Genomic DNA, 25918 nt, shown 5'->3' with positions numbered 1-25918 from the left:
AATTTAAAAGAGGTATGACTATGATATTTGTTTTTGATATAGATGGCACGATTTGTTTTAATGGCAAATTTATAGAATCACGGTTAAATCAAGTGATACAGCAATTGAATCGGCAACACGATATCATATTTGCGTCAGCACGACCTATACGTGATTTGTTACCAGTTGTTAGAGATTACAGTAATCATTGGCTCATTGGTGGAAATGGCTCTATTATTTCAAAAGTTGGAGAAATTCAAACCATGGCTTATATCCCGAATGATTTATTTGAAAAGATTGTGAAGTTAATCAGCGATTATGATTTAAAATATATTATCGATGGAGATTTTGACTATGCTGCTAACGTAAGTGAAAGCCATCCAATTTATAGACAATTAGATCCAGATGGTTTAGCAAAGAATGTGAAGGTTGCTCATATTCAACATCCAATTAAGGTGATTCTATTCGCGACTGAGGAAAAAACATTTAAAGCACTTAAACAATGGTTTCAAAGTTACGAGGATGTATTATCAATCCATATACACGAAGTGGATCATAGCATAGATATTACAGCCATAAACATTAATAAGCACTCTACCTTAAAGTACATGATTGGTGCACAAAACTATATTGCTTTTGGAAATGATGTGAACGATACGCAATTATTAAACCATGCCCAACAATCTTTTTATGTGACTGGCACATCAGGCTGCTCTGAGGCTTATGATGTGTATATTCAAAATAATGCTGAATCCGTAGCAACAGTCATAGAAGATTTATACTTAAGTGAAAAATAAGAATAAAAAACCACGCTAAAAAGTAGTGAAGTACAGACTTTTTAGCGTGGTTTTAGTTGACTAATCATAGTGGATTAAAGTTTTAGATCATACAATATACGATTTCAATTTATAAAATGTGAGCAAATCAATACATACCAAAGAATTTGAATTTATACTTTTTTTAATTAGTTAACATTTTGTGAACTATGCATTTAGAAAATGTTTGAATTAATTGTTAATGATTGTAAGTTATATTATTTCGTACAATAATAGTGGTGAGAAGTAATTAGGAGGTATAATATGTTAACAGAAAGAGAAATTCAAACAATTAGAGATACAGTGCCATTACTTAAAGAAAAAGGACAAACTATTACGAAAATTTTCTATAAAAGGTTATTTGAAGTGCATCCAGAATTAAAAAATGTATTTAACCAAACAAATCAAAAAAAGGGACTGCAATCATCAGCACTTGCTATGGCAGTACTGGCAGCAGCGGAAAACATTGAAGATTTAACACCTATCGTACCAGCAATAATGCCTGTAGTTTATAAACATTGTGCTTTACAAGTGCAACCGGAACATTATGATATTGTTGGAGAAAATTTAATTTGGGCAATCCAAGAAGTGACAGGTTTAGAAAATAATGATCCTATTATTCAAACATGGATAAAAGCTTATGGAGCTATCGCTGATGCCTTTATTGGCTTAGAAAAAGATATTTATAAACAAATGGCATGGGAAGGTTTTAAACCATTTGAAGTTACAAATATCACTGAGGAGACAGAACTTATTAAATCATTTACTGTCACATCAAATCGCATTGATTTAAGTCAATTTATACCAGGACAATATATAACTGTAGATATTTCTAGTGAAAAATTACCTTATCGTGCAAAAAGACACTATTCCATAGTTGATGGAGATGAAAGTTACTTAACATTTGGTGTAAGAAGAGATGTTACTGAAACGCACGAAGGTGAAGTTTCTACTGTGTTACACGATGAAGTAACTGAAGGTGCCATTTTAAATATATCTGCACCAGTAGGTGGATTTAAATTAGAAAATATAGAAAACAAACAATTATTTTTGGGTTCAGGTGTAGGGGTTACACCGCTTGTCTCAATGTTTAATGAAGCCGTTAACATAGGTACACCAGCTATTTTCTTACAATCAACATCTAACGCACAAAATGTTGCTTTTGAAGAAAAATTAACTACAATTGCAAATCAATCAGACCATGCCCAGTTTGATATTCATTTTCGTGATGAAGATGGTTTTATCGAATCAGAACAACTGCGTCAATATGTGGACAATGAGACGGAGATCTATGTGTGTGGCGGTAACTCATTCTTAAAAGCAATGATTGCTGAATTACAAACATTAGGTATTTCTATGAATCATGTTCATTTTGAAACATTTATACCAAGACTCAGTTTTTCAGTATAATATAAAAGGATTAAAGATTTAAGGTATTAGAGATTTAATCATTTTTGCAACGCAGGTATATAACATCAAATTAAATATTTGATGTTATATACCTGCGCTTTTTGTTTCTAGATTAGAATTATTATTAAAATTTAAAAAATTTTTAAAAAAATTTAAAACATGATAACCATAGGCTTTAGGGCGATTTGAAAGTAACTAGATTATTATGACTATTGTGTGAAAATAATTATTATAAAACGTTTTAACTTCGCTTTTTAAAGCGGTTTCAATGGTGTATTTTGTCAAAAAATTAATATAATTATTTTAATAAACACAAACTTGACATAAAAAATTTCAATGAGTAAAGTGTGTAGCATAATTATTTTCAAATAATTCAAAAAACGAAGTATAACTTGAATTTAAGTAAGCGTACATTAGAAGAAAAGGGGTGGACCCGTTAATGTCAGAAACAAAAATTACGTATGATGATTTCAATCCACACGCTTTTGAAACACTGGATATCACTGATGAAACTAAAGGTGCACGTGAAGTGATTAGATGGGCTTACGATGTATATGGTGATTCTATTATTTATTCATGTAGTTTCGGTGCAGAAGGCATGATTTTAATTGATTTAATTTCTAGTGTGAAGAAAGATGCGGAAATTGTATTTTTAGATACGAATCTCCACTTTCAAGAGACATACGATTTGATAGACCGTGTTAAAGCACGTTATCCGGAATTAAACATTAAGCTTAAACAACCGAGTCTTACTTTAGAAGAACAAGCGGATCAAGTTGCGCCAGCTTTATGGAAACAAGATCCAAATCAATGTTGTTATATTCGTAAAATTAAACCGCTTGAAGAAGTGCTATCTGGGGCGACAGCTTGGGTTTCAGGTTTAAGAAGAGAACAATCACCGAGTCGACAGGCAACTAATTTTATTAATAAAGATGAACGATTCAAATCAGTAAAAGTGTGTCCTCTGATTCATTGGACTTGGGATGATGTGTGGGATTATATTAAAGCGCATGATTTACATTATAACGAACTACATGATTTCAATTTTCCAAGTATTGGTTGTATTCCATGTACTGAGGCCGTTTCTGGTAATGGTGATTCAAGAGCAGGTAGATGGACGAATTCTACTAAGACGGAATGTGGTCTACATACGACGAATAAACCATAAATTAAGTAGATTCTTTTTTTTACACTAATAACCTAGTATTCGTATCGGAAATATAATGAATGTTGTAGAAGATATAAAATTCGATTGCTATATCGTTGATATGGCAAGAAATGAAATTGATTAAACCTATTTAGACAATAATTATAATTTATCAAATAAATATCGGGGTGAATGCATTGTGAATTTATCAGTATCAAATAGTCCTTTTGACCAAGAACAAGCAGCACAGTTAAATCAAATTTTTCAGACGTTAACTGCTGAACAGCAAATATGGTTAACCGGTTACCTTACAGCGCAACAAGGGGCTGTAGCACAAACAACTGAGGCGCCACAACAGGTGGCAGAATATGTTTTAAATAATGAATCCGAAAGCCAAACAAACAACGATCGTCACATTACCGTAGTTTATGGTTCAGAAACAGGTAATGCACAAAGTTTAGCTGAAATATTTGCAGATCGACTGGTCGAACATAATTACACTGTTAAGTTAACGGCAATGGATGAAATTAAACAAAAGGAATTTAAAAAAGTGGAGGATTTATTTGTCATTACTGCCACGCACGGTGAAGGTGATCCGCCAGACAATGCACTTACATTTCATGAATTTATACATAGTCGTAAGGCACCAAAATTAGAAAATGTAAGGTTCTCCGTGCTTGCATTAGGAGACGAGTCATACGAGTATTTCTGCCAAACAGGTAAAGACTTCGATGCAAAATTATTAGAATTAGGTGCTGAACGCCTTACGGATAGACAAGATTGTGATTTAGATTTTGATGATTTAGCTGAAAAGTGGATGAATAAGAATATTGAAATTCTAAATCAATCTACAGGTCATGGTTCAACGGTGACTTCTACTGAAACAGTACAATCTGCCAAAGAAAAACGTTACTCAAAATCGAATCCTTACAAAGCTGAAGTGTTAGAGAATATCAATCTGAATGGTCGAGGTTCTAACAAAGAAGTTAGACATGTTGAATTGCTATTAGATAATTACGGTGAATCATTTGAACCTGGAGACTGCGTGGTAGTCTTACCTCAAAATGAACCAGAAATTGTGACACTACTGATTGAGACACTGGGTTGGGATAAAGATATTGAAATTCCAATCAATGATGATGGCGATACATTGCCATTGGAAAAAGCGTTAACTGAACACTTTGAGATTACTAAGCTGACGAAACCATTACTTCAAAAAGCAGCGGAGTTATTTGGCAATACGGAGTTACTTAGTCAAATAGACAATGCAGAATGGATACAACAATATGTTGATGGTCGCGATGTCATAGATTTATTAATAGAATTTCCAACTTCAGAACTGAAGCCAGAAACATTTTATAAATTACTAAGGAAATTGCCAGCAAGAGAATATTCTATCGCTAGTAGTTATGAGGCCACACCAGATGAAGTGCATATAACCGTTGGCGCCGTTCGATATGAAGCGCACGAACGCACGCGTAAAGGTGTGTGCTCTGTCCAACTAGCAGAACGGATTCAACCTGGAGACACATTACCGATTTACCTTAAAAAAAATCCAAACTTTAAGTTTCCATTTGATGAAGAAACGCCAGTCATTATGATAGGGCCAGGCACAGGCGTAGCACCATTTAGAGCTTATATGCAAGAACGTGAAGAGCTTGGGTTATCTGGCAATACGTGGTTGTTTTTCGGAGAACAATATTTTACTACAGACTTTTTATATCAAACAGAATGGCAGGCATGGCTGAAAGATGAAACATTAGCTAAACTGGATCTCGCTTTTTCACGAGATACAGAAGAAAAAATTTATGTTCAGCATCGTATTGCCCAACAAAGTGAGCTATTTTATCAATGGCTACAAGATGGTGCAGCAATATATGTTTGCGGTGATGAAAAACACATGGCAAAAGATGTACATGACACCATTCGTAGTGTTATAGAGCAAGAAGGTGACATGTCAGAAGCAGATGCAGAAGCCTATCTTACTCAAATGAAACAAGAAAAACGTTACCAAAGAGATGTTTACTAAGAAAGGAATGATTACATGGCTGAAACAAAAGTCAATTTTTCAGACAAACTGGATGAAATGGAACGTATCAAAGCACATAGTGATTATCTTCGAGGATCGATTGTTCAAGGTTTGGCAGATAGAGTAACAGGCGCTATCGCAGAAGAAGATACGAAACTTTTAAAATTCCATGGTAGTTACATGCAAGATGATAGAGATATACGTGATGAACGTAGAAGACAAAAGCTAGAACCTGCGTATAGCTTCATGATTAGAGTGCGTGCGCCAGGAGGTGCATCAACAGCAGAGCAATGGATAGCGATGGACGATATTGCTAATACATATGCGAACGGCACAATCAAACTAACTACAAGACAGGCATTTCAATTTCACGGTATTTTAAAACGCAATTTAAAACAAACGATGAAAGATATTAACCAGTCCTTATTAGATACACTTGCGGCTTGTGGTGATGTGAATCGTAACGTTATGTGTAACCCTAATCCATATCAATCGGATGTGCACAGTGAAATTAATCAAATTGCCAGTGATATTAGTAGACATTTATCGCCGAAAACACAAGCCTATCATGAGATTTGGTTAGACGGAGAAAAAGTCTTAGATACTAGCGATGAAGAACCAGAGCCAATTTATGGCAAAACATATCTTCCTCGTAAATTTAAGATTGGTATCGCAGTACCCCCATCTAATGATATAGATGTTTATTCTCAAGATATTGGATTAATCGCTATTTTAGAAAATGAACAACTTGTTGGCTTTAATGTCGCTGTAGGTGGCGGTATGGGTATGAAACATGGTAATACAGCAACCTATCCACAAGTTGGCAGATTGATTGGTTACATTCCTAAGGAAGAAGTCGTCGATGTATGTGAAAAGATTTTAACGGTTCAAAGAGATTATGGTAATCGTGAAGAACGTACGAATGCACGCTTTAAATATACAGTAGATAGACTTGGCGTTGATTGGATTAGAAATGAAATCAACAATCGCTTAGGTTGGCAATTAGAAAACAAGCGTCCTTATCATTTTGAACATAATGGTGATCGCTATGGGTGGACTGAAGGTAGTGGTAAATGGCACTATACACTCTTTGTTCAAAACGGACGTGTAAAAGATACGGAAGATTATAAATTAAAAACGGCATTAAGAACGATTGCAGAAGTTCACACAGGTGATTTTAGGTTAACACCGAATCAAAACCTTGTGATTGCGAATGTAGCTGCACATAAAAAGAATGAAATTGAAAAAATTATCACAGATTTTGGTATTACAGATGGTCAACATTATACAGGTTTAAGACGTAATTCTATGGCTTGTGTTGCTTTCCCAACATGTGGACTGGCGATGGCAGAGTCAGAGAGATATTTACCATCGTTGATTACGAAGATTGAAGATTTACTTGATGAAGCAGGTCTAAAAGAAGAAGAAATTACGATTAGAATGACAGGTTGTCCAAATGGCTGTGCAAGACCAGCGTTAGCAGAAGTTGCATTTATTGGAAAAGGTCCAGGTAAATACAATATGTATTTAGGCGGTGGCTTTATAGGTGATAGATTAAACAAAATCTACAAAGAAAATATCGGTGAAGCAGAAATTTTAGAAAGTTTAAGACCTATTTTATTACAGTATGCAAAAGAAAGAACAGAAGGCGAACATTTTGGTGATTTCGTTGTACGTGCTGGCATCGTTGAAGAAGTCAGAGATGGGCAAACATTCCATAGTTAAAAATTGAGAAAGTGGTGACAGGATGGGGAAAGTATTTTTAGTAGGCGCAGGGCCTGGAGACCCTGATCTAATTACAGTTAAAGGGTTAAAAGCAATTGAACAAGCAGATGTCATCTTGTATGACCGATTGGTGAACAAGGCGTTGTTAAATCATGCATCGCCTTCAGCGAAATTTATGTATTGTGGGAAAGATCCGAATCGTCATTCATTACCACAAGAAGATACGAATAAATTACTCGTCAATCTAGCAAAGAAAGGACAAACCATCACAAGATTAAAGGGTGGAGATCCATTTATCTTTGGTAGAGGTGGAGAAGAAGCAGAGATATTAGCCGAACATCATATACCATTCGAAATCGTTCCTGGCATCACTTCAGGTGTTGCAGCACCAGCATATGCAGGTATTCCAGTAACACATCGTGACTATAGTTCATCTGTTGCATTTGTAACAGGTGTGATTAATAAAAATATAGATAAAGAAAGTTACTGGAAACATCTTGCACTTGGGCCGGAAACGCTATGTATTTATATGGGTGTTAAAAAATTACCTGAAATTAGTGAATTATTGATGAAACATGGTCGTTCATCTGAGACACCTGTCGCTTTAGTTCATCTGGGAACATCTGAATTTCAAAAAACTGTGGTAGGTACATTATCAAATATTGTCGAAGTAGCAAAGGATATTGAAAATCCAGCGATGATTGTTGTCGGAGAAGTAGTCAAACTAAGAGAACGTATTAGTTGGTTTGAAGAAATGCCTGTTGAATCAGCAGTAGCGAAATTAACATATCAATAGAAAGTAAAATAGGTGAGTTTATCGCTATAAATAAGGAGGGGTAACTATGCGAGGTGTCTTATATGTGAGTCATGGTAGTAGGGTTCCAGATGCAGTGAACGAAGCGACAGACTTTATTGATTTAGTCAAAGCGCAGGTCAATGTGCCATTACAGGAAACATGTTTTTTAGAATTAACCAGTCCGAATTTGGCACAAGGATTTCAGCGTCTAGTAGATAAAGGTGCGACAGAGATTTCAGTTGTGCCAGTGTTGTTATTAAGTGCAGGGCATTACTACAAAGATATTCCAGCAGAAATTGAACATAGTCAGCAAAGATACCCTAATGTACATGTGTCCTATGGCAGACCGTTAGGCGTACAACCGAGACTGACTGAGATATTAAAGCAGAGAATTGAAGAATCTGGCGTGACGCCTAATTCGGATGCAAAAGTGCTCATTATCGGTAGAGGCAGCTATAATCCCCAAACACAAATAGACATTTCTACGATCAAGACACAGTTGTATGAACAAACTGAAATTGAAGATATCGAGACTTGCTACTTAGCAGCTTGTAAGCCTGCATTCAAAGATGCACTACACAGCGCAGTACAAACGGAATGTTCCCAAATATATATTGTGCCTTATTTATGGTTTACAGGTATTTTAGATCAACAAATCATTGATACGGTTACAGAATATCAAAATGATAAAGAGATTATATTGTGTAAACGATTGGGTAAACATCAACATTTACAAGATGCATTGAAAGCACGTGTTGAAGAGACTTTTGAATATGTGACACAGTAATTCATTTTAACAAGGAAGTGATGGTATGCCATTCATACCACTTATGATAGATATTTCTAATAAACGCGTCGTGATTGTGGGCGGTGGACAGGTTGCTGAACGCCGTATTGCCACATTAGTTAACTATACAACCCATATTAAAGTTATTAGTCCTTCACTTACAGTTGCACTATATCACCGCTACGAACAGGGTGAGATGAGTTGGTGTGCTAAAGCATTTGAAGTAAATGATATCGCGGAAGCAGATTTAATCATTGCTGCCACGAATGATAACCGCGTAAATCAACAAATCGCTGCTTCTAAACCGCAACACGCATTACTAAACATGACGTCTAAAGCACATACTGGTGATGTTGTATTTCCAAGCATATTAAGAAGAGGGCGATTAACGCTGAGTATTTCTACGAATGGTGCAAGCCCAACGCTCACTGCACAAATTTTAGAAGAGTTTAAAGCACGTTTCGATCTCAGTTATGAAGCGTATGTGGATTTTTTATATGAATGCAGACAGCATATCAAACGAAGTAATTTAACGACGCAAGAAAAACAAGATTTTTTGAAACATGTGTTAGATCCATCCTATAGAGATAAAAATAAACAAATCAAAATGATAAAGAAACTTGAATCACTAAACTAAAGTCGGAAGGGGCACGACAAATGCATAAATTATTTATCTTTGCACTTGCAGGATTCCTCGCTCAACTCATTGATGGATCACTAGGCATGGGCTTTGGTGCTTCATCATCATCAATATTACTCACATTTGGTATCGCACCAGCAATTGCATCCGCGACAATACATTTTTCAGAAATTGCAACAACGGCTGCTTCTGGTACCTCACATCTGAAATTTGAAAATGTACATAAACCTACCATGATTAAGTTAGCAATACCAGGTGCGATTACATCATTTATTGGCGCAGCGTTTTTAAGTCATATACATAGTGACTTGATTAAACCTTTTATAGCAATATTTCTATTAACAATGGGCATATATATTTTATATCAATTTTTATATAAACGTCATCAAACAGTTGTTAAAGATCCTTCGACGATCGGACGTTATGCCATGATTCCGCAAGGCGCAGTTGCAGGATTTTTAGATGCCATTGGTGGTGGCGGCTGGGGCCCAGTCAACACACCTTTATTATTAGCACAGAAAAAGCTAGAACCGAGATATGCCATAGGTACAGTATCTGCAAGTGAATTTTTTGTCACTATTTCAGCATCCATCAGTTTCATTATCTTCTTGGGATGGAGCCAGATTAACTGGGGGTTAGTGATTGCGCTAAGTATTGGTGGTTTGATTGCTGCACCTTTTGCAGCATGGTTAGTTAAAATTTTGCCGATGAATATATTAGCAGTCTGTGTCGGTGGGATGATTATTTTTACAAATAGCAGTTCACTAATTAGTGTTTTTCAATTAAATGCAACAACTTCCATAGTGATAAAAATTGCAGTCATACTGCTTTGGATAGGCTTAATTATTTTCGCTTTATATCAAAATAAAAAGCTACCCATAGATTTTTCTAAAAAGAAAGTGAATGTTAACGCAAATGAGATAGATTAAAAGGAGTGAATCAATATGGCATTAACAAAAGAGATTATTGAAAATACGATTCAACCACATGGTGGTACATTAATTAATAGAGAAGTTAACGCTGAGCTGAAGGAAACAATGTTGGAAGTATCGCATTCCATGCCAGCCATTACACTGAACCCTTGGAGTTTATCAGATTTAGAACTGATTGGCATTGGTGGTTTTAGTCCCCTTACAGGTTTTATGAATGAAGCGGATTATAATGAAGTCGTTGAAAATCTCCATTTGAAAAACGGTCTAGTGTGGAGTATACCGATTACGTTGCCGGTTACGGAAGATAAAGCAAATGAGCTTGAAATCGGTGAAAGCATTGCGTTATATGGTGAAGATAATCATTTATATGGTGTGCTTGAACTTGAGGAAAAATATACCTATGACAAGGAGAAAGAAGCAGCATTCGTTTATGGTACTACGGATATTGAACATCCAGGTGTATTGAAGGTATATGAAAAAGGCAGTGTCTATCTTGCTGGACCCATTCACCTAGTAGATCGACCGAAACATGATGAATTTGTCGATTATCATTTGGACCCATCTGAGACGAGACAATTGTTTTATGACTTAAATTGGAAAACGGTTGTTGGGTTTCAAACGCGTAATCCTGTACACCGTGCACATGAATATATTCAAAAAGCAGCTTTAGAATCTGTAGATGGTTTATTACTGAATCCTTTAGTAGGTGAAACAAAATCAGATGATATTCCTGCAGCCGTTCGCATGGAAAGTTATGAAGTGATATTAAAAAATTATTACCCGGAAAATAGAACGAGATTAGTTATTTATCCAGCTGCGATGCGTTATGCAGGTCCACGTGAAGCGATATTACATGCCACAGTACGAAAAAATTATGGTTGCACGCATTTTATTGTAGGACGTGATCACGCGGGTGTCGGTGATTATTATGGAACTTACGATGCGCAAACACTCATCGCACAATATGAAGATGAATTGGGCATACAAATTTTGAAATTTGAACATGCTTTTTACTGCAATGTTTGTGAAAATATGGCAACAGCCAAAACATGTCCACACGATGCTTCAGAACATTTACATTTGAGTGGCACGAAAGTTCGTGAAAAATTAAAAAACGGAGAGTCCTTGCCGAAAGCTTTTTCAAGACCAGAGGTAGCGGATGTACTTATCAAAGGATTACAAGAAAAATAAGATCAAAGGAGTTTGAACATGGCCACTTCAAATCATATTACATGGCATGAATCAGCAGTTACGAAAGTAGAAAGACAACAACGTAATCAACATCGCAGTGTTGTCATCTGGTTTACGGGTTTATCAGGTTCTGGTAAATCTACGATATCAGTAGCATTAGAAAAAGCATTATATCAACAACAAGTACATACGTACCGACTAGATGGAGATAATGTCAGACATGGCTTAAATAACAATCTTGGCTTTAGTCCGGAAGATCGAAAAGAGAATATACGTCGTATTGGCGAAGTAAGTAAACTCATGGTCGATGCAGGATTAATTACGATTACAGCGTTTATATCGCCCTATCAAGCTGACCGAGATGAAGTACGAAACTTATTAGACGACAAAGAATTTATCGAAATATACACGTCTTGTAGTATAGAAACGTGTGAATCTAGAGATCCTAAAGGATTGTATCAAAAAGCAAGAAACGGAGAAATTAAAGGATTTACTGGAATCAATGCGCCTTATGAAGAGCCCAATAATCCAGAAATTATTATAGATACAGAGCAAGACAGTATTGAAACAGCTGTTAATCAAATTATTGACTATTTAAAAGTACATGACTATCTTGATGTGAAACCAGTATAGGTTAAGCATTGATGTTTGGGAGAACGTGATAGAGATGTGCGAAATAACTGATGCATACAGAAGGTCAACATGTGAATCGTACGCAAAGGGGCATTGATATGGGCATTTTAAATATAATTGCATATTGTTTGATTATAATTTTTGTACTCGTCGTGGTTTTAGGTGTTTGGCTTGTAAATAAAGGACAAGATAGAAAATATTTTTTGACTGAATTGAAAATTGTTGTCACGCTACTCATTATGAGTTTTGTTGGTTTAGGTATTTCACTAGTCATATTAGGTTACTTAGGTGAAATATGATGTCTATTTTTAATCAATGTTATCAAGCTATGTAGATAATGTTTATTGTATAATAATGGGGAAGTGATACATCAACCCCAGAAAAAGAAGCGCTCAGGTGATTTAATTCAATGGATCTGAGCGCTTCTTCTTTATTTAATTTTTCGTATGGTTGGCTCACTTTCTAAGGATCCAGCTTCAGTCTGAGGTCTTTAGCTTGTCCTGTTCCTTCAAGCGTCTCGCCCAAAATACATTGTATTTATATGACTATACATCATCAGACACTGCTTTTTGGTTATACTTAATTTAAAATGAGTTGATTAAAAATGATGGCTCAACGTTATGTCGACATGTAATTTGAGTCGTAGCAAAGTTAAATGCATCATGATATAGTAAATAGATAAATTTTAAACATAATCAAATGTAGGTAGAGGTAGGTTCTAAGCATGAATAAGTCCATAGAAGAAATTGCCAAGGTTGAATTACATTGTCACCTAGACGGTTCAACAAGTGTAGAATTGATTAGACAACTTGCAGATGAACAAGGTGTTAACTTAGATGAATCAAAATTATTTGTCAGTAGTCAGTGTGATAGTTTAGATGACTATTTACAGTGTTTCGATGAAATATTAAAAGTACTTCAGACAAAAGATAGTTTGAAACGTGCGGTTGTAGATGTTGCCAAGCAAGCATATAACGATAATGTGAAATATATTGAAATTCGTTTCGCACCATTATTTCATATGGATCAAGGGTTAACGATGACAGAGGTGTTGGAAGCAGTAGAGTTAGGTGTTAATGAAGCGGTTAATACATTAGGGATAGGCGTTAATTTGTTAGTATGTGCGATGCGACAACATCATACTGAACAAAACCAAGCACTTTTTGATTTTATTCATCAACATCATCATGAAGCAATTTGTGGCATTGACTTTGCAGGTCCTGAAGTAGGATTTCCTACTGAAGCGATTGAAGATACAATAAAATATGGCTTAGATAAAGGTTTCAATCTTACGTTACACGCTGGAGAGTGCGGTTGTATGCATAATGTGATAGAAGGTATTAAATTAGGCTCGAAACGTATTGGACATGGTGTTGCTATAAATCAAGATAAACAATCATTGCAGTTTGTTAAAGAAAATGACGTACTCTTAGAGATGTGTCCAAAAAGTAATATTCAAACCAAGGCCATTACAGGGTTAGAAGCATTAAATTTACCTTATTTGCTAGAACAAGATATACCTTTTTTAATTAATACAGATAATAGAACCGTTACACAGACATCATTAAATGAAGAATATACTTTACTTATAGAAAATGAAATGATGACATTAGAACAAGTCAAATATATTAATGAAAGAGCAGTAGACTATGCATTTTTAAGTGACGAAGAGAGAAAGCAGTTACACTTAAAAATGTAAAAATTATTTAAAACCCGAAGCAATAAATATACTAGCATGTTGATTCATAAAAAGATGATCACCAGCATAAAATGTATGAGCCTGTGTTTGTGATAACCCTATTTGAGCAAAGGTTTCTAGAATATCAGATTGCTTAAAGCCATTGTAAACTTTTGGATGCTGAACATTTTCATTTTTATCAAAATCAACTAAAATCAGCATGCCTCCTGGATTGAGGTGCGTGTAAAGTTTATGCAATAAAGCTTTATAGTCACCACTATGAAGTAAGACTAAAGATAAGAAAATGACATCATAGGTTGATTGGTTTAATGGATGATCATCAGCCAAAATATCGCCGACAAGTGTTTGAATAGAAGTCTTTTCTAATGCTGATATTTTTTCATCAAAAATATTTACCATTTGAGTTGAGGCATCCATAAGTGTGACTTGTTCAAAGTGATGATCTATATTTAATGTTACGAGTCCAGTGCCACCACCATAATCTAATAACGAATGGTAAGTTGTATGATTGAGCAATTGATTTGTTGCTTGAGCAATGATTTGTGCTAGGTGAATTCTGTCAGGGTGGTCATACTTGTGGGCCATTTGTTCAAACTGGTCTTTATTCAAGGTAAAACTCCTTTAGTATTATAATAGTTATTGTAGATACTTTAAGTCTTTAATTGATTTTAGCATAAGACCATGCAAGGATACAAATCGTTTTATTCAAAATCATATACATTATAAATATTATGATTTTATCATATTAATATTTATAAGCCTAAAGTAGGATTGAGTAAATTGAAAATACTTGGTTTACTTATTATATAGAAGAATGCGTTATGGAAGGAATAGTCAACGTGAATAATTATTTAAAAATGACGGTAGGCAGTCTGTGTCTCATTATGCTAATTATATGCATTGCGTTTAACTTAACGGAAAATATGGATGCTAGCATATATCAATTACTACATCGTACGATGTCTTCAGAGATAATCGTTCAATATTTAACAATGATTTCAACAGTATTTTCACCTATTGCCTGTTTATGTATGGTGTTAATCATATTACTAGGTTTACTGATTTATGATAGATTTAAATGTGTTTGGTATGGATTTTGGTGTTTTAGTGTCTTTGCTATTGGAACATTTTTAAAATATGCTATCCAACGTCCAAGACCGAGTGCGATCATCGACGGTTATAGTTTTCCTAGTATGCATGTTTTAAGTGTATGTATCTTAGTTAGTTTGATTGTATTATTAGCGAAACATAAGGCTGTCATCTTTATAGGCGCGATATTAATCTTATCGATTATGATATCTAGAATTTATTTACAAGCACATTATTTCACAGATACGATAGCTAGTTTATGTGTATTGTATATATTAATACAAACACTATATATTGAATTTGAAACTAAAGGTATTTTTAGTGTGATTTTTAAAAAAAGTAATAACACTTGAATTTTAAATTGCTTGATATATAATAGAAATATAAGTAAATGAAAGCTATAACTCATTACTTTGTGAAGAAGGTGAGTCAAATAGAATCACATAAAAAAGAACAACAATTTTCAAATTTAATTCGTTCTTATCGTAAACAACATGTAGGTAAAGGGCCTGAGAAAGTACAAGTTTCGTTTAAATGGAAACTGGGCTATTGCCTATATGACGGACGCGTTAAGTAAAGTTGAACAGTTTTATTTAGGCGATAAACAAAATGAAGTCATGCTTCACTATAACCGCACTGAAAAGATAAAACAGTTATACAGCGATATTAAATTAGATGAAATTGGAAACGCTCGTTGGAGCTAAATTTGTTAAATTATTTACAGATATTGATTTAGCCGATGATGAGGTTGTATCAATATTTGTATTCGATAAATCAATTGAATAAATACGGAATGGTGTAAGGTACTCGGTGCTATTTGCTAACTACGTTTTGAATGATTCATTCAAGGAGGTGGTATGTGCAAATCGTATCGAGTATTTTTTTGCTTCGAAGATGCACATAAGTTCAGTAACATTGCACAGTTTTAAAAATAAATTATTAGGAGAGATAAGCATGAAAATCGTAGCATTATTCCCAGAATCCGTAGCAGGCGAAGATAATCAATTATTAAATACTGAAAGAGCAATTGTTTGAAACCATTTTTAGAAGAAAAAGGGCACGAATTCGTTATATTAACAGACAATGAAGCTGATTTAGATAAACATTTAGCAGATATGGATATCGTTATTAGTGCGCCATTTTATTCAGCATATATGACGAAAGAACGTATTGAAAAAGCACCTAATTTAAAATTAGTAATCACTGCTGGGGTAGGTTCAGACCACGTCGATTTACAAGCGGCAAGTGAACACAATATTGGTGTTGTAGAAGTCACTGGTAGTAATACGATCAGTGTTGCAGAACACGCAGTTATGGATTTACTCATCTTATTGAGAAATTACGAAGAAGGTCATAGACAAGCTAAAGATGGCGAATGGAACTTATCAAAAGTTGGTAACCATGTGCATGAATTACAAAATAAAACAATTGGTATCTTTGGTTTCGGTAGAATTGGCCAACTTGTAGCCGAAAGATTGGCACCATTTAATGTAACAATCCAACACTATGACCCAATCAATCAAAAAGATAATGAGCATTCTACTTTTGTTAATTTTGATGAATTAGTATCAACAAGTGATGCGGTTACAATCCATGCGCCTTTAACACCTGAAACAGATAACTTATTTGATTATGATGTGTTAAGCCGTATGAAAGTTGGCAGCTATTTAATAAATACTGCACGTGGTAAAATTGTAAATACAAACGATTTAGTGGAACTCTTAAATGCGAAACATATTCAAGGTTACGCAGGTGATGTTTGGTATCCACAACCAGCACCAGCAGATCACCCATGGAGAACGATGCCTAGAAATGGTATGACAGTACATTATTCAGGTATGACCTTAGAAGCACAAGCGCGTATTGAAGAAGGCGTCAAAGATATCTTAACGCGTTTTTTCAATAACGAACCTTTCCAAAACAAAGATATTATTGTGGACGCTGGTAAAATTTCAAGTAAAAGCTATACAGCAAAATAAAAATAAAAATAAAACAAAACTGCTAAGATAATATCTAGTGAATCCTTAAAGTTGAATTTCAAACTTCAATTTCAAGGGTTTTTTAAATGGTGTGAAAGAAGTTGTAGAGTTTAAGCGTGTTAGAAAAGTTAATTTATATAACTTAGACAGTAAAATTACTTATCAAATAATAATATAACGTAGATTTAAAATATATTTATTTCAAAAAATTTTAAGAGAAATTAATTTAATATTTGAAACGCTTACATAATAGGAATATACTGTAATTAATTTTAAAGGGGATGTTAAATTTGAAAGTAAATAAGAGTTTGATTTTCATATTAGGGGCACTTGGTGGTTTGTTATATGGTTATGATAATGGGGTTATTTCAGGGGCATTGCTTTTTATCAATGATGATATTCCATTGAATAGTTTTACAGAAGGCTTAGTTGTAGCATCCATGCTTGTTGGTGCTATTATTGGTTCAGGTGGGAGTGGACCGCTGTCTGATAGGATTGGTAGAAGACGTTTAGTATTAATTATAGCCATTGTTTATATTGTCGGTTCATTAATATTGGCCGTTGCACAAAATATGCCGATGCTTGTAGTCGGTAGATTGGTTATAGGTTTAGCAGTCGGTGGCTCCATGGCAACTGTTCCGGTTTACTTATCCGAAATGGCACCTACGGCTTATCGTGGCTCGCTAGGGTCATTGAACCAATTAATGATTACAATAGGTATTTTAGCAGCATATTTAGTGAATTATGCTTTTGCAGATATGGAAGGATGGCGTTGGATGCTCGGATTAGCTGTCGTACCATCCGTTATTCTATTAATTGGTATTGCATTTATGCCTGAGAGTCCTAGATGGTTGCTAGAGCATAAAAGTGAAAAAGCTGCGCGTGACGTTATGAAAATTACGTTTAATGACGACAAAGAAATAAATACAGAAATTAAAGAAATGAAAGAAATTGCAGCCATTTCAGAATCAACGTGGTCTATCTTAAAATCACCTTGGTTAAGACCTACGTTAGTGATTGGTTGTGTATTTGCACTGTTCCAACAAATCATCGGCATTAATGCGATTATATTTTATGCGCCAACTATTTTTAGTAAAGCGGGTCTAGGTGAAGCGACATCTATTCTAGGTACTGTGGGTATAGGTACGATTAATGTACTTGTGACGATTGTCGCAGTATTTATTGCAGATAAAATTGATCGTAAAAAGCTACTTATCACAGGAAACATCGGTATGGTCATGTCACTCCTTGTAATGGCTATCCTGATTTGGACGATAGGTATTGAATCTTCGGCCGTTATTATTATCGTATGTTTATCACTATTTATTGTGTTCTTTGGCTTAACATGGGGACCTATTCTTTGGGTTATGTTACCAGAAATGTTCCCAATGCGTGCACGTGGTGCTGCTACTGGTTTAGCAACACTCGTATTGAATTTTGGAACGCTGATTGTGGCACAATTATTCCCAGTATTGAATAGTGCCCTAAGTACAGAATGGGTATTCTTAATATTTGCATTTATCGGCATCTTGGCAATGTATTTTGTAATTAAATACTTACCAGAAACACGAGGTCGTAGTTTAGAAGAGATTGAATATGACTTAAGAGAAAGAACCACGGGTGTGGATCTAGCAAAAATTAAATAAGTATCATGAAACAAGCCCAACAACACGCAATCGTTGCTGGGCTTATTTGTTGGAACATTATTTGTCTATAGATTAGATATGGCTCAAGACAACTAGCTAATAGCTACGGTATAAGAAATAAATTTAAAAAATAAACGAGATAAGTGCTAGTATAGGGAGACCGCCTTGCTTAAGCAGGATGGTTTTTTGACTTGTGATTGCACCATATAATGCTACAAGGATCATATAAATCAATATGCTAATAATAAGCTCTCTGGGGTGGTCAGAAAAAAATAAACCATATAACAATAATATTCCTAAAAGACCATTATAAACACCTTGGTTTTTCATAAGCGTTTTTAATTTGTCTTGTTGAAACACTTGCTGTTCGATTTTGAAAAGTTGACTCGTTTTTTTCGAAGTTGTTAAAAAGGTTTGCAAAACGAGAATGTATAAAAATTCTATAGCAACGAATAAAGTTAATATGAAAGACAAGGTACTCATATGGATAACTCCTTTGTGTATTAAATTGAAAATGCACTGTCTTCATGATTATATAGAAAGCGTTAAATAAAAGAAACACAGAAAAGAATAAAGTTATACTAAATAAAAGCAATGCTCCCGTTTAAAGTAAACATTTAAAAATGACAACTTGAACGGGAGTATTTTTATAGCTTTTAATAACTAAAAATTAGACGGATAATAATGTAATTTAAATAATTAATAAAAGTTTTCGATTTTTACCATAGCTTAATAAATCATTAGCTAGGACGAGGAATATCTACAAAGTCTTGTTGATTTAAAGTAACGGATTCGCCTTGCTTATACATTTTTTCTACATGAAATTCTCCCCAATAGCAAAGTGATGAAAGAATTTTACCCAGTGTTTGACCGTATTCTGAAAGTTCGTATTCAACTTTTGGAGGCACTTGATCGTAAACGATGCGATTAATAATGCCATCTTTTTCTAGTTCTCGTAATTGTTGTGTGAGCATCTTTTGAGTGATTGTTGGTATGGCACGTTTTAATGCAGACGTACGCATGCGGCCATTATTTTGTAAATGGCAGAGCATGACCGGTTTCCATTTGCCTCCAATAACATCTATTGTCGCTTCGACACCAATATTATATGTTTTACTCATTTCATTAGCTCCTTTATAGACACTAAAAAGTACCTATAGTACTTTAAAGTGCGTACTTCCTATTTTTATATGTGTGAATTATAGTAACACAATCAACAAAAAATAAGGAGCGAAAAAATTATGAGAAAAAATAAATTTGCAATCTTAGCATTAGCCATGTCTGCATTTGCTATAGGCATGACTGAATTTATAAGTGTAGGTTTATTACCATTAATCAAAGATTCATTTAATACGACGATTTCACTAGCAGGATTAACGGTTTCACTTTATGCCGTTGGTGTAACGATTGGTGCGCCATTGTTAACGCCAATGACAAATAAAATAAAACGTAAGCATTTGCTGATAGGGATCATGCTGATTTTTATTATCGCTAATACATTAGCAGCATTTTCAACGACATTCAGTATGTTACTTGCTATGCGCGTCCTTTCGGCATTAATGCATGGTGTCTTTATGTCTATCGCTACAGCCATTGCTAGTGATCTAGTGTCACCTGATAAACGTTCAAGTGCCATTGCCATGATGTTTACAGGTTTAACGGTTGCGACAATCACAGGTGTGCCACTTGGAACTTGGATAGGTCAACAATTTGGTTGGGAAGCTTCATTTATAACAATTGCGATTATTGGCTTTTTAAGTTTAGTAATTAATATCATATCTGTACCGAACGATTTAAATGAATACGAACAAGCATCTATGTTAGAACAGTTAACCGTTTTTAAAAATAAATCATTGATGATGGTATATTTAATCACTGCACTTGGTTATGGTGGCACTTTTGTTGTGTACACTTACTTAACAACACTACTGACTGATACTTTACATTATAGTGATGATGCAGTTGTTATATTGTTAGTGATTTATGGTGTGATGGTAGCCATTGGTAATACGCTTGGTGGTAAATTAACGAATAACCGTCCAAGGCAAGTGTTAATCGGTATATTTTTAATTCAAGCCATTGTATTGTTAATTGTTGGTGTGACGGTATCACATCAAATTTTAGGTACAATCGCTATTTTAATTATGGGACTGTTTGCTTTTATGAATGTACCAGGTCTGCAGTTAATCGTTGTACTTTTTGCAGAACGTAAAAATAAAGCGACTACGAATTTTGCGTCTAGTTTAAATATTGCATCATTTAATATAGGTATTACTTTGGGTTCTGTCATTGGTGGTTACGTACTTAATCATTTTTCAATTACTATGACGCCTTATTTTGGTTTCGCGATGGTATTGATTGCGAGTGCAATGATGTATATGGTTTATAAAAATGAAAAATCAACAGAATTGAATATAGCGTAATGCTAAGATGCATTGATAATTCATTTTGAAAAATATTCATAAAAAATGTAAAGTTTTTAAAATTTAAATTTATATTTGAATTAATTTACTATTAAATTTAAAATTGTTGTAGAGTGATATGTTTTAAATTTAATTGAGAGAAGTGAATGTTTATGAATGTAAAAGAAAGTTTATTTGAAAAATTAGAAGCAAAAAAAGAGGAAATGGTGCAGCATCGTCGTTATTTACATCAACATCCAGAATTATCTTTTCAAGAAACGGAAACCGCTGCTTATATTCAAGATTTTTACAAAAATAAAGATGTCACAATAACACAACCCGTTGAGGGTAGTAATGCAATTATTGTTGAGATAACAGGCCGATATCCGGGTAAGACAATTGGGTTGCGTGCTGATTTTGATGCGTTACCAATTGAAGAAGAAGCGGACGTCCCATTCAAATCGTTAAACCAAGGCGTGATGCACGCATGTGGACATGACGCACATACTGCCTATTTATTAGGATTAGCGGATGCGCTGATTGACATCAAAGACCAACTTTCAGGCACAATCAAAATCATTCACTAACATGCAGAGGAAATGCCTCCAGGAGGGGCGCAACAAATCATGGCATCTGGTGCACTCAATGATGTGGATGAAATTTATGGTATTCATGTTGTGCCCGTGGCAGGACCAGAAGTGATTGGTTTCAATAAAGGCAATGCATTTGCGGGTAGTTCCACTTTCACACTAACAATCAAAGGATTGGGTGGTCATGCTGCTAGCCCGCACAAGACACATGATGCATTAGTTGCGGGAACAAACTTTGTAAATACGCTTCAAACAATCGTATCAAGACGTATTGATCCATCAGAAATGGGAGTCATAACGGTAGGAGCTTTTGAAGCGCCAGGTGGTGCGAATGTCATTCAAGATAAAGTTACAATTAAAGGGACTGCACGTTATCAAAATGATGATTTAGAACAATTTATGTATGAAGAAATTGAGAAAGTTGCTCAAAGTGTCGCTGTCGGATTTGATATCACATATGATTTGGATTACCAATTTGGATATCCTGTACTTTATAATCATCCAACACAAACCAATCATGTTGTTGATATATTATCTGCAAGTAAAGGCGATTATTTTGAACAGCTTGTAGAAATACCTGCTGTATCAGGATCTGAGGACTTTGCATATTATTTAAAAGAGATTCCGGGTACCTTCTATATTGTGGGTTGTAAACCAGAACAGTTGGCGTCACCATATATGAACCATCATCCTAAATTTGAAGTGAATGAGGATGCATTAATTGTAGCTGCCAAATCGCTTGGGGAAATAGCAATTAATAGACTGACAGCTACTGATTGATTTTAATAAATAATCAGTGAATAAGAATTGAGATAAAAAAAAGCACTTACGAAATGCATGATAGAATACATCGTAAGTGCTTTTTTTAATTATTTAATAACCATTAACCTAACACATAGACTACATTGTTCTGCGTGAAGGTTTGCTATCATCAGATAATTTGGCTGATAATATCAATGCTACAAATGAAATTGCTGCTGCAACCATAAATGTAACGTTAACGCCATGGATGATACCTTCAATACCATCACTAGGGTTTGATGAAACAGACATCAATGTAATAAATAATGCTGTACCAATTGCCCCAGCCATTTGTCTAAATGTATTGTTCATTGCAGTACCATGTGCGATAAGGTGATTTGGCAATTGATTGATTGCTAAAGTTGTCATCGGCATCATTACCATAGCGAGCGACACCATACGAACGGCATTCGATGTAGCAAGATAAGTAAACGACGTGTGCGCCGTTAATACTGTAAATGGTAATGTGGATAGAACTAAAATGAGTAGTCCAATACGTGCAAGCCATTTACCTCCGAACTTATCGAATAAATAACCTGTAATTGGGTTCATGATACCCATAATAATAGCGCCAGGCAATAATACGAGACCAGACTCTAAAGCAGAGAACTGTAACATATTCTGCATATATAACGGCAAGATAATGTTAGATGCGATTAATACACCAAAGACAAACATACTTAATGCTGTACCTAAAGTGTAAATATTATAACTAAAGACTCTAAACTCAAGCATAGGTTCTTTTAGTTTCAATTGACGACGAATGAAAACAACTAATGAAACAATGCCAATGATGAGTGGTGCAATGAATTGAACACTGCCCCATCCAGCTTCGCCGACTGAACTAAAGCTGTAAAGGAGTCCACCGAAACCTAATGTAGATAGAATTACAGATGTGATATCCAGTTTTGGATGTGATGTTTCGGTAACGTTTTTCAATAGGAAAATTGAAGCAATAATTATAATAATTGCGATAGGGAACACAACGTAGAAGACACTTCTCCAAGTAAGATGTTCAACTAAAACACCTGATAATGTTGGTCCAATTGCTGGCGCAAATGCGATGACGAGTCCGAAGAGACCCATAGCAGTCCCACGTTTTTCTTTAGGGAAAGTTAGGAATAAGATTGTTTGCATAAGTGGCATCATAATACCAGCACCTGCTGCTTGTAGGACACGACCAATCAGAAGCATTGAAAAATCTACGCCCACTGCACAAAGCAATGTACCTAAAGCAAAAATACTCATTGCAGTTAAGAATAACTGCCTCGATGTATAACGTTCAATTAAAAATGCTGTAATAGGAATCATTATTCCGTTTACTAACATAAATATGGATTGTAACCATTGTACGGTACTTTCAGATACTTGAAGATCTTTCATAATTGGCGGTAAAGCCGTACCAAGTAACGTTTGGTTTAAAATAGTAATAAAGGCCCCTGATAGTAGTACGATAAATAAGGGGATTCTTTTTTCGACATGGAAAGTATCGCTTGCACTCAATTAACTCACTTCTTTCATAAAAATTAAACAGTATTATATTATAGCACTATACAAAATTTAAATCTAAAAGTTGAACTGGAAAAATTAAATTTGTAGTCAAACAGAACGAGACAGGAATGAAATAGTTTTTAAAAAGGCGGTTTAAAAGGTAGTTCTTTAGGTAAGTAATGATTGATATTTGTGTGAATAATGATTAGAAAATGCACAATAACATTTTACAACTGTATGTTAAAAATACTACATGAGATGTGAGGCAAATGTCAAAGTTATCATTCAGAGATTTTAGTTGGCACATCAGGCATGACATTACTTTTAAAATTCAGAATATTTTCAAAATTAGTTGTAGTTGTATTATAATAGGAAAGTATTCATTACTGAGTAGCCGTAATCATATTTTTTTACATGCAAAGATAATAAAATTATGATGACAATGGACTAGAATATTTAAATGAAATATTAGGAGTTTTTAATCAATATAGATATAGAACCGAAGGAGAGTTAATAGACAATGGATAAAAAAGATTTAATCGCCCCTGAGCAATATAATATTGTCAGCGAAATTGAAAAATTTGCGACTGATGCAATGAAGAAAGCAGTGATTTTTGAAGACGCGGGTGGCGAAACAAAAGAAATCACATATAAACAATTAATTAAGCACGCTAATAAAGTCGGAAATATGTTTTTAAAACATGGACTACAAAAAGGTGACAAAGTCTTGGTGATGATGCCGCGTTGCATTGAAACATATGAAATTTATCTCGCAGCATTGAAATTAGGCCTCGTTATTATTCCTAGTTCAGAAATGTTACGTACTAAAGACTTACAATATAGAATTACGCATGGCGAAGTGAAGGCCATCGTCGTAACTTCAGATAGTATAGATGAATTTAAAGCGGTAAAAGAATACGCATCGCTTACGAAATTTATTGTCGGCGGTCAAGAAGCGGATTGGTATGCTGTTGAAGATGAAAAAACAACAGTTTCAGATCAATTAAACACTGTTGAGACGTCTAGAGATGATATCGCCTTACTGTCATATACTTCTGGAACTACGGGTAATCCTAAAGCGGTTGTTCATTCACACGGTTGGGGCTATGCACATATGCAAATGGCGCCGAAACATTGGTTAAGTATTAAAGAAGATGATGTTGTTTGGGCAACTGCTGCACCAGGCTGGCAAAAATGGGTATGGAGTCCTTTCTTATCTATTATGGGTTCAGGTGCAACGGCTTTTGTTTATAACGGCAAGTTTAATGCAGAAAAATATTTAGAATTACTGCAAAATTATCAAATTAATGTACTTTGCTGTACACCAACAGAATATCGCTTGATGGCGAAGTTACCTAATCTGACTGATTATAATTTAGAACATTTGCATAGCGCAGTGTCAGCAGGAGAACCACTTAATAGAGAAGTCGTTGAAAAATTCCAAAATCGTTTCAACCTTACAGTGAGAGATGGTTATGGACAAACAGAAAGTACATTATTAATTGGGTTCTTAAAAGATACAGAAAGTCGTCCTGGTTCTATGGGCAAAGCAATTCCTGGCAGTCATGTTACAGTAATCAATGATGAAGGTGAACTTGCCGAAGTAGGTGAAGTAGGTAATATTGCAGTGCCGTTAGACTTACCTGCACTGTTCAAAGGTTACTATAAAGATCCGGAACGTACAGCGGAACCTAGAAAAGGTGAATATTATATTACAGGTGACTTAGCTAAATTAGATGCAGATGGTTACTTCTGGTTTGAGGGACGTAAAGATGATATTATCATCAGTTCTGGTTATACGATTGGGCCATTCGAAGTGGAAGATTCTCTGACAAAACACGAATATGTGAAAGAATGCGCAGTCGTTGCGAGTCCACATGAAATCAGAGGTAATATCGTCAAAGCATTCGTGATTTTACAAGATGATGTGCCAGCAACGGATGAAACGGTTAAGACATTACAAAATTATGTGAAACAAGATGTAGCACCTTATAAATATCCACGTGCTATCGAATTTGTTGAAGACTTACCTAAGACAAACTCAGGTAAAATTAGACGTATTGAATTAAGAGAAGCAGAACAAAATAAATAATCTATGATACTAAAAAATCCCTTCACTACAATTGTAGTGAGGGGA

21 protein-coding genes and 3 pseudogenes are annotated in these 25918 nt (G+C 34.8%); 20 read left to right on the top strand and 4 right to left on the bottom strand.

The window, feature by feature from the left end; translation table 11 throughout:
- Positions 1-20 precede the first annotated feature (20 nt).
- The 13 genes from ACM6UH_RS00645 (at position 21) to add (ending at position 13783) form a co-directional block, all read left to right on the top strand.
- The gene (locus tag ACM6UH_RS00645; RefSeq protein ID WP_047505150.1) at positions 21-776 is read left to right on the top strand and encodes an HAD hydrolase family protein; all 756 of its coding nucleotides are present in this window, start codon (positions 21-23) and stop codon (positions 774-776) included.
- Between the two features lie 282 nt (positions 777-1058).
- A complete protein-coding gene (locus tag ACM6UH_RS00640; protein ID WP_064205721.1) occupies positions 1059-2204 on the top strand; it encodes a globin domain-containing protein in 1146 nt (381 codons plus the stop codon).
- A 439-nt stretch (positions 2205-2643) separates the two neighbouring features.
- Positions 2644-3372, top strand: a complete 729-nt coding sequence (locus tag ACM6UH_RS00635) for a phosphoadenylyl-sulfate reductase (RefSeq protein WP_002484343.1) — start codon at positions 2644-2646, stop codon at positions 3370-3372.
- Between the two features lie 178 nt (positions 3373-3550).
- Entirely contained in the window at positions 3551-5380 is a 1830-nt protein-coding gene (locus tag ACM6UH_RS00630; RefSeq protein ID WP_048787578.1) for an assimilatory sulfite reductase (NADPH) flavoprotein subunit, read from the top strand.
- A 15-nt stretch (positions 5381-5395) separates the two neighbouring features.
- Positions 5396-7105: an NADPH-dependent assimilatory sulfite reductase hemoprotein subunit gene (locus ACM6UH_RS00625; RefSeq protein WP_047505162.1), complete on the top strand. Its 1710-nt coding sequence runs from the start codon at positions 5396-5398 to the stop codon at positions 7103-7105.
- Between the two features lie 22 nt (positions 7106-7127).
- Positions 7128-7901: a uroporphyrinogen-III C-methyltransferase gene (cobA, locus tag ACM6UH_RS00620; RefSeq protein ID WP_011303997.1), complete on the top strand. Its 774-nt coding sequence runs from the start codon at positions 7128-7130 to the stop codon at positions 7899-7901.
- Between the two features lie 46 nt (positions 7902-7947).
- Positions 7948-8688, top strand: coding sequence for a sirohydrochlorin chelatase (locus ACM6UH_RS00615; protein WP_002484339.1), 741 nt, complete (start codon positions 7948-7950; stop codon positions 8686-8688).
- A gap of 25 nt (positions 8689-8713) precedes the next feature.
- Positions 8714-9325, top strand: a complete 612-nt coding sequence (locus ACM6UH_RS00610) for an NAD(P)-binding protein (RefSeq protein WP_047505168.1) — start codon at positions 8714-8716, stop codon at positions 9323-9325.
- Positions 9326-9345: 20 nt separating this feature from the next.
- Positions 9346-10257, top strand: a complete 912-nt coding sequence (locus ACM6UH_RS00605; RefSeq protein ID WP_047505171.1) for a sulfite exporter TauE/SafE family protein — start codon at positions 9346-9348, stop codon at positions 10255-10257.
- A gap of 15 nt (positions 10258-10272) precedes the next feature.
- Positions 10273-11451: a sulfate adenylyltransferase gene (sat, locus tag ACM6UH_RS00600; protein ID WP_011303993.1), complete on the top strand. Its 1179-nt coding sequence runs from the start codon at positions 10273-10275 to the stop codon at positions 11449-11451.
- Positions 11452-11469: 18 nt separating this feature from the next.
- Complete coding sequence (cysC, locus tag ACM6UH_RS00595; protein ID WP_011303992.1) at positions 11470-12084, top strand: adenylyl-sulfate kinase; 615 nt, start codon at positions 11470-11472, stop codon at positions 12082-12084.
- 71 nt (positions 12085-12155) lie between these two features.
- The gene (locus tag ACM6UH_RS00590; RefSeq protein WP_241963191.1) at positions 12156-12383 is read left to right on the top strand and encodes a hypothetical protein; all 228 of its coding nucleotides are present in this window, start codon (positions 12156-12158) and stop codon (positions 12381-12383) included.
- 425 nt (positions 12384-12808) lie between these two features.
- Positions 12809-13783: an adenosine deaminase gene (add, locus tag ACM6UH_RS00585; protein ID WP_047505174.1), complete on the top strand. Its 975-nt coding sequence runs from the start codon at positions 12809-12811 to the stop codon at positions 13781-13783.
- 3 nt (positions 13784-13786) lie between these two features.
- Here add and ACM6UH_RS00580 read toward each other — a convergent pair whose 3' ends face one another.
- The gene (locus tag ACM6UH_RS00580) at positions 13787-14392 is read right to left on the bottom strand and encodes a class I SAM-dependent methyltransferase (protein WP_011303988.1); all 606 of its coding nucleotides are present in this window, start codon (positions 14390-14392) and stop codon (positions 13787-13789) included.
- 212 nt (positions 14393-14604) lie between these two features.
- On the opposite strand from ACM6UH_RS00580, the gene ACM6UH_RS00575 reads away from it, so the two are divergent.
- From ACM6UH_RS00575 to ACM6UH_RS00560, 4 genes and pseudogenes are all read left to right on the top strand, one after another.
- Positions 14605-15225, top strand: coding sequence for a phosphatase PAP2 family protein (locus ACM6UH_RS00575; protein WP_047505180.1), 621 nt, complete (start codon positions 14605-14607; stop codon positions 15223-15225).
- Positions 15226-15263: 38 nt separating this feature from the next.
- Positions 15264-15658: pseudogene (locus ACM6UH_RS00570) on the top strand (DUF2294 domain-containing protein).
- Between the two features lie 168 nt (positions 15659-15826).
- Positions 15827-16851: pseudogene (locus tag ACM6UH_RS00565) on the top strand (NAD-dependent formate dehydrogenase).
- Positions 16852-17141: 290 nt separating this feature from the next.
- Positions 17142-18497, top strand: coding sequence for a sugar porter family MFS transporter (locus ACM6UH_RS00560; protein ID WP_047505182.1), 1356 nt, complete (start codon positions 17142-17144; stop codon positions 18495-18497).
- A gap of 123 nt (positions 18498-18620) precedes the next feature.
- Here the strand turns inward: ACM6UH_RS00560 and ACM6UH_RS00555 are convergent, their stop codons facing one another.
- Positions 18621-18980, bottom strand: coding sequence for a DUF1304 domain-containing protein (locus ACM6UH_RS00555; RefSeq protein ID WP_047505185.1), 360 nt, complete (start codon positions 18978-18980; stop codon positions 18621-18623).
- Between the two features lie 257 nt (positions 18981-19237).
- Entirely contained in the window at positions 19238-19618 is a 381-nt protein-coding gene (locus ACM6UH_RS00550) for a winged helix-turn-helix transcriptional regulator (RefSeq protein WP_002484325.1), read from the bottom strand.
- A gap of 120 nt (positions 19619-19738) precedes the next feature.
- On the opposite strand from ACM6UH_RS00550, the gene ACM6UH_RS00545 reads away from it, so the two are divergent.
- The gene (locus ACM6UH_RS00545) at positions 19739-20920 is read left to right on the top strand and encodes an MFS transporter (protein ID WP_069803631.1); all 1182 of its coding nucleotides are present in this window, start codon (positions 19739-19741) and stop codon (positions 20918-20920) included.
- Between the two features lie 152 nt (positions 20921-21072).
- Positions 21073-22269 (top strand): annotated as a pseudogene (locus ACM6UH_RS00540) (amidohydrolase).
- Between the two features lie 120 nt (positions 22270-22389).
- On the opposite strand, the gene ACM6UH_RS00535 reads toward ACM6UH_RS00540, so the two are convergent.
- Positions 22390-23793, bottom strand: a complete 1404-nt coding sequence (locus tag ACM6UH_RS00535; RefSeq protein ID WP_047505194.1) for an MDR family MFS transporter — start codon at positions 23791-23793, stop codon at positions 22390-22392.
- A 508-nt stretch (positions 23794-24301) separates the two neighbouring features.
- Between ACM6UH_RS00535 and mbcS the strand changes: the two genes are divergently transcribed.
- The gene (mbcS, locus tag ACM6UH_RS00530; protein ID WP_011303980.1) at positions 24302-25873 is read left to right on the top strand and encodes an acyl-CoA synthetase MbcS; all 1572 of its coding nucleotides are present in this window, start codon (positions 24302-24304) and stop codon (positions 25871-25873) included.
- The last annotated feature ends 45 nt before the right edge of the window (positions 25874-25918 follow it).

Source organism: Staphylococcus sp. LKG4-2, from assembly GCF_050955665.1.
In the GTDB taxonomy this organism is placed as follows: domain Bacteria; phylum Bacillota; class Bacilli; order Staphylococcales; family Staphylococcaceae; genus Staphylococcus; species Staphylococcus saprophyticus.
The sequence above is the reverse complement of the archived record's forward strand: the minus strand, read 5'-3'. Positions and strand labels throughout refer to the sequence as shown.

What these genes read in the sequence shown, in the direction of transcription:
- ACM6UH_RS00610 (WP_047505168.1), top strand. Translation starts at nt 8,714, where the DNA reads ATGCCATTCATACCACTTATGATAGATATTTCTAATAAACGCGTCGTG.
- cysC (WP_011303992.1), top strand. Translation starts at nt 11,470, where the DNA reads ATGGCCACTTCAAATCATATTACATGGCATGAATCAGCAGTTACGAAA.
- cobA (WP_011303997.1), top strand. Translation starts at nt 7,128, where the DNA reads ATGGGGAAAGTATTTTTAGTAGGCGCAGGGCCTGGAGACCCTGATCTA.
- ACM6UH_RS00555 (WP_047505185.1), bottom strand. Translation starts at nt 18,980, where the DNA reads ATGAGTACCTTGTCTTTCATATTAACTTTATTCGTTGCTATAGAATTT.
- ACM6UH_RS00605 (WP_047505171.1), top strand. Translation starts at nt 9,346, where the DNA reads ATGCATAAATTATTTATCTTTGCACTTGCAGGATTCCTCGCTCAACTC.
- ACM6UH_RS00550 (WP_002484325.1), bottom strand. Translation starts at nt 19,618, where the DNA reads ATGAGTAAAACATATAATATTGGTGTCGAAGCGACAATAGATGTTATT.
- ACM6UH_RS00635 (WP_002484343.1), top strand. Translation starts at nt 2,644, where the DNA reads ATGTCAGAAACAAAAATTACGTATGATGATTTCAATCCACACGCTTTT.
- ACM6UH_RS00575 (WP_047505180.1), top strand. Translation starts at nt 14,605, where the DNA reads ATGGAAGGAATAGTCAACGTGAATAATTATTTAAAAATGACGGTAGGC.
- ACM6UH_RS00640 (WP_064205721.1), top strand. Translation starts at nt 1,059, where the DNA reads ATGTTAACAGAAAGAGAAATTCAAACAATTAGAGATACAGTGCCATTA.
- sat (WP_011303993.1), top strand. Translation starts at nt 10,273, where the DNA reads ATGGCATTAACAAAAGAGATTATTGAAAATACGATTCAACCACATGGT.
- ACM6UH_RS00615 (WP_002484339.1), top strand. Translation starts at nt 7,948, where the DNA reads ATGCGAGGTGTCTTATATGTGAGTCATGGTAGTAGGGTTCCAGATGCA.
- mbcS (WP_011303980.1), top strand. Translation starts at nt 24,302, where the DNA reads ATGGATAAAAAAGATTTAATCGCCCCTGAGCAATATAATATTGTCAGC.
- ACM6UH_RS00545 (WP_069803631.1), top strand. Translation starts at nt 19,739, where the DNA reads ATGAGAAAAAATAAATTTGCAATCTTAGCATTAGCCATGTCTGCATTT.
- ACM6UH_RS00625 (WP_047505162.1), top strand. Translation starts at nt 5,396, where the DNA reads ATGGCTGAAACAAAAGTCAATTTTTCAGACAAACTGGATGAAATGGAA.
- add (WP_047505174.1), top strand. Translation starts at nt 12,809, where the DNA reads ATGAATAAGTCCATAGAAGAAATTGCCAAGGTTGAATTACATTGTCAC.
- ACM6UH_RS00645 (WP_047505150.1), top strand. Translation starts at nt 21, where the DNA reads ATGATATTTGTTTTTGATATAGATGGCACGATTTGTTTTAATGGCAAA.